At 72.0% G+C, this 3,302-nt stretch carries 4 protein-coding genes; 2 read left to right on the top strand and 2 right to left on the bottom strand.

Annotated features, from left to right (window positions below):
- Positions 1-229: 229 nt before the first annotated feature.
- Positions 230-487: a DNA-binding protein gene (locus tag ABZ371_RS30665; protein ID WP_358685778.1), complete on the top strand. Its 258-nt coding sequence runs from the start codon at positions 230-232 to the stop codon at positions 485-487.
- Positions 488-712: 225 nt separating this feature from the next.
- Here ABZ371_RS30665 and ABZ371_RS30660 read toward each other — a convergent pair whose 3' ends face one another.
- Together ABZ371_RS30660 and ABZ371_RS30655 are read right to left on the bottom strand one after the other, a co-directional pair.
- The gene (locus ABZ371_RS30660; protein WP_358685776.1) at positions 713-1,054 is read right to left on the bottom strand and encodes a DUF3140 domain-containing protein; all 342 of its coding nucleotides are present in this window, start codon (positions 1,052-1,054) and stop codon (positions 713-715) included.
- Positions 1,051-1,278, bottom strand: a complete 228-nt coding sequence (locus ABZ371_RS30655) for a DUF2945 domain-containing protein (RefSeq protein WP_358685781.1) — start codon at positions 1,276-1,278, stop codon at positions 1,051-1,053. Before ABZ371_RS30655 ends, ABZ371_RS30660 begins: the two co-directional genes overlap by 4 nt.
- 702 nt (positions 1,279-1,980) lie before the next feature.
- Between ABZ371_RS30655 and ABZ371_RS30650 the strand changes: the two genes are divergently transcribed.
- Positions 1,981-3,102, top strand: a complete 1,122-nt coding sequence (locus ABZ371_RS30650; protein ID WP_358685773.1) for a lytic polysaccharide monooxygenase — start codon at positions 1,981-1,983, stop codon at positions 3,100-3,102.
- Positions 3,103-3,302: the final 200 nt, after the last annotated feature.

The raw sequence follows: 3,302 nt of genomic DNA, 5'->3' as shown, positions 1-3,302 counted from the left end.
ACCGGCCGAGCGCCATTCCTGGCCGGCCCGTGCGCCCGGGCACGCCCGGCGCCACCCGGCCACGTTCCCCCGGCACCGGCCGACCCTCCGGCGAACCGGTGAACATGGGCGCCACACTGCCCCGCAGCGGCGTGCGGCCGGGCCGGGGTGCTTGGGTGCGAGTGCGTGGGTTCACGTGCCCGGTCCCGCACCGGGCAGCACATCGGCAGCCGGGAAGGAAGACGTCGTCATGGACAGGAACGCGCTCATCGAGGCAACGGCCCGCAAGACGGGCGGGGACGCCGCGCAGGTGTCCGCACAGCATGTCGAGCAGGTCCTGGACGCACTGTTCGGCACCGTCGACCGGCCCGGGACGATCGCCGAGGGGCTCAGGAACGGTGAGACCGTCTCGATCATGGGCTTCGGCGATTTCCACCTCGAGGGAGCCCGGCCCGCACTGCGACCGGGCCGTGCCCTGAACGAGTACGTGGACGGCACGGTGGGCTGAACAAGCCCGGCTCCGTACGGGCCCCGGCTCGTCCGGCCGACCGACCGATCCCCGGATCCGCACCGCCGGCCGAGCGCGTCCCGCACCTCCGCACGGTCCGCCGGAGCCCCCGGCGCACGGCCGGAGCGCGAGAGCCCTTCGCCGTGCAGGATCCCGCCCGTTCCCGCCCGGCCCGGGGGCGGCCTCTCTTCGGGTCCACCCCGTCGGGACTCACCCGGCCCCCCGTCACTTCGTCGGGTCGTGCCCCCAGTTCATGAGGGAGTACCGCCACCGCGTGTCCGTGACGTCCCCGTCCGGCCGCTGCTTCCCGTGCCGGTGCACATAACCGACGACCTTGCGCATGTGCGCGATGTCGTCGTCGGTCAGGTCGGCCTCCCTGGTCCGCAGAAGTCCGACGATCCGGCGGCCGGACGCGTGCCCGACGCTCTCGCCCGAGCCGTCGGACTGCCCGGCACCACGCGACTCCTCCGTGTCGAGCCACTTCTCCATCTCGCCGGCGGTCATGTTCACCGCCTCACCGAAGAGCCGCACGCTCTCCTCGCGGTCGGCGTCACTGCCACCCGTCACGACGTGCCGCCCTCCTTGTCCAGCGACTCGGGCTTGTGGACGGCGTGGGCCCCGGACTTGTCGCTCTCGACCTCGTACTGCGGTTCGTCCTTCGACGCGTCCACCGTGCGGCCGGCCGCCTCGGTCCGCTCGGTGATCTTCTTGCGCACCGTGCCCGGGACCGTCTGCCCGTGGCTGTTCCAGGTGACGTCGTCGCCCTTCTTCAACTTCTTGTCCTTGGCCATGGGTGTGCCCGTCCTCTCGATCGGGCCCGCCTCGGGCCGGCGGGCCACCGCACATCCCATGATGAAGGCGCGCCTGCCCCCGGTCATCCGGAGCGTCACCGGGCATCGGAGCAGCCGGCCCGCTCCGGTTCGCCGACCGCTCCGGTTCGCCGGCCGGACCGGTCGTGCGCGGTGGTGTCCGGCGTACGTCCCCGAGCCGCCGGGACCTCGACGCGGACCGGGCAGGGCCTTGGGGGGGAGCGCTCCCGCGCCAGGACGGGGCCGACGAGAGCCGCGGTCCACCTGCCCGACGACGTCGGCCGGACGAGCGCGGGGAGCGCTCCCCTGCAACGGCCGGACCGGCTTGACCTGCCCCTTCGCAATCCGTTCGACGCGTTCCGTCCGATGGGTTGTCAGGGACACGGTGACGCTCCTACAGTCCCTTACGGACCAGCACGTGGGAGCGCTCCCAAGATCAGTTGGACGAGCGACCCACCGCTCGACCGCCGCACCCGGTCCTCCCTCCGGGAGAGCCCCCGACCGGACCGCCCTCGACGAGCCCGACGACCGCAGCCGCACGACCGCCACGACCTTCGCAAGCGCCCCGGACCCTCGTACCCGCACTCCTCCCCGCCAGGCGGGCCTCCCGGCGGGGCCATGGGCCGTGGCCGCGGGAGACGGGTCCGACCGGAAGACGATCCCCACACAGGCACAGGAGACACCATGGCTCGAGGCAAGAAGAAACTCGTTTCCCTGGCGGCGGTGCTCGCGACACTGCTCGGCGGAATCGCCCTGGCCTTACTGGGCCAGGGCAACGCACAGGCCCACGGCGTCACGATGACGCCGGGATCGCGTACGTACCTCTGCTGGCTGGACGCCAAGACCAGCACCGGCGCCCTGGACCCGACCAACCCGGCGTGCAGGGCCGCGCTCAACGAGAGCGGCGCCTCCGCCCTGTACAACTGGTTCGCCGTGCTCGACTCCAACGCGGGCGGGCGGGGGCAGGGTTACGTCCCGGACGGGAAGCTGTGCAGCGCCGGTGACAAGTCGCCGTACAACTTCACCGGGTACAACGCCGCCCGCTCCGACTGGCCCCGGACACACCTGACGTCCGGCAAGAAGATCCAGGTCAAGCACAGCAACTGGGCGGCGCACCCCGGTTCGTTCCGGGTGTACGTGTCCAAGCCGGGCTACTCCCCCAGCACCGAACTGGGCTGGGACGACCTCGACCTGATCCAGACCGTCACGAACCCGTCGCAGACGGGCTCGCCGGGCACGGACGGCGGCCACTACTACTGGGACCTCAACCTGCCCTCGGGCCGCTCCGGTGACGCGGTGATGTTCATCCAGTGGGTCCGCTCGGACAGCCAGGAGAACTTCTTCTCCTGCTCCGACATCGTCTTCGACGGCGGCAACGGCGAAGTGACCGGCATGCGGGGCTCGGGCAGCACGCCGACCCCCGACCCGACACCCACCGACCCGACGCCCACACCGACCGACCCGACACCCACGCCCACCGACCCCACCGACCCGCACACCGGGTGCATGGCCGTCTACACGGTGACCAACTCCTGGAGCGGCGGTTTCCAGGGTTCCGTGCAGGTCATGAACCACGGAACCACGCCACGTCAGGGCTGGGCCGTCAAGTGGACTCCCGGTACGGGCGCCAAGGTCAGCAGCGTCTGGAACGGTGTACTGAGCACCGGGTCGGACGGCACCGTCACGGTCAAGAACCTCGACTACAACCGGACCATAGCCCCGGAGGGCAGTGTCACCTTCGGATTCACGGCGACATCGACCGGCAACAACTTCCCGGTCGGCTCGATCGGCTGCGTCTCCCCGTAGCCGCCGGAGCAGGACGGCGCCGGTTCCCGCGACCTGGGGGGACCGGCGCCGTCGTGTCGGAGCGGGCGGAGCACGCGGGGCGCCCCCCCCCGGGGGGCGTGACCGCGGGGGGGCGCCCGACCGGCGGGGGGCGCGGCAGAGACCCACGCGGTCAACCCGTATCAAGCCGCGCGCTAGCGGCTGCCAGGGGCGGGGGGTGA

This window comes from Streptomyces sp. NPDC005899 (assembly GCF_040629645.1).
Classification (GTDB): Bacteria; Actinomycetota; Actinomycetes; order Streptomycetales; family Streptomycetaceae; genus Streptomyces.
Note: the sequence above shows the minus strand (reverse complement) of the source record. Positions and strands in the feature narration are given on the sequence as shown.

Coding starts and splice junctions, on each gene's coding strand:
- ABZ371_RS30665 (WP_358685778.1), top strand. CDS start 230: ATGGACAGGAACGCGCTCATCGAGGCAACGGCCCGCAAGACGGGCGGG.
- ABZ371_RS30655 (WP_358685781.1), bottom strand. CDS start 1,278: ATGGCCAAGGACAAGAAGTTGAAGAAGGGCGACGACGTCACCTGGAAC.
- ABZ371_RS30650 (WP_358685773.1), top strand. CDS start 1,981: ATGGCTCGAGGCAAGAAGAAACTCGTTTCCCTGGCGGCGGTGCTCGCG.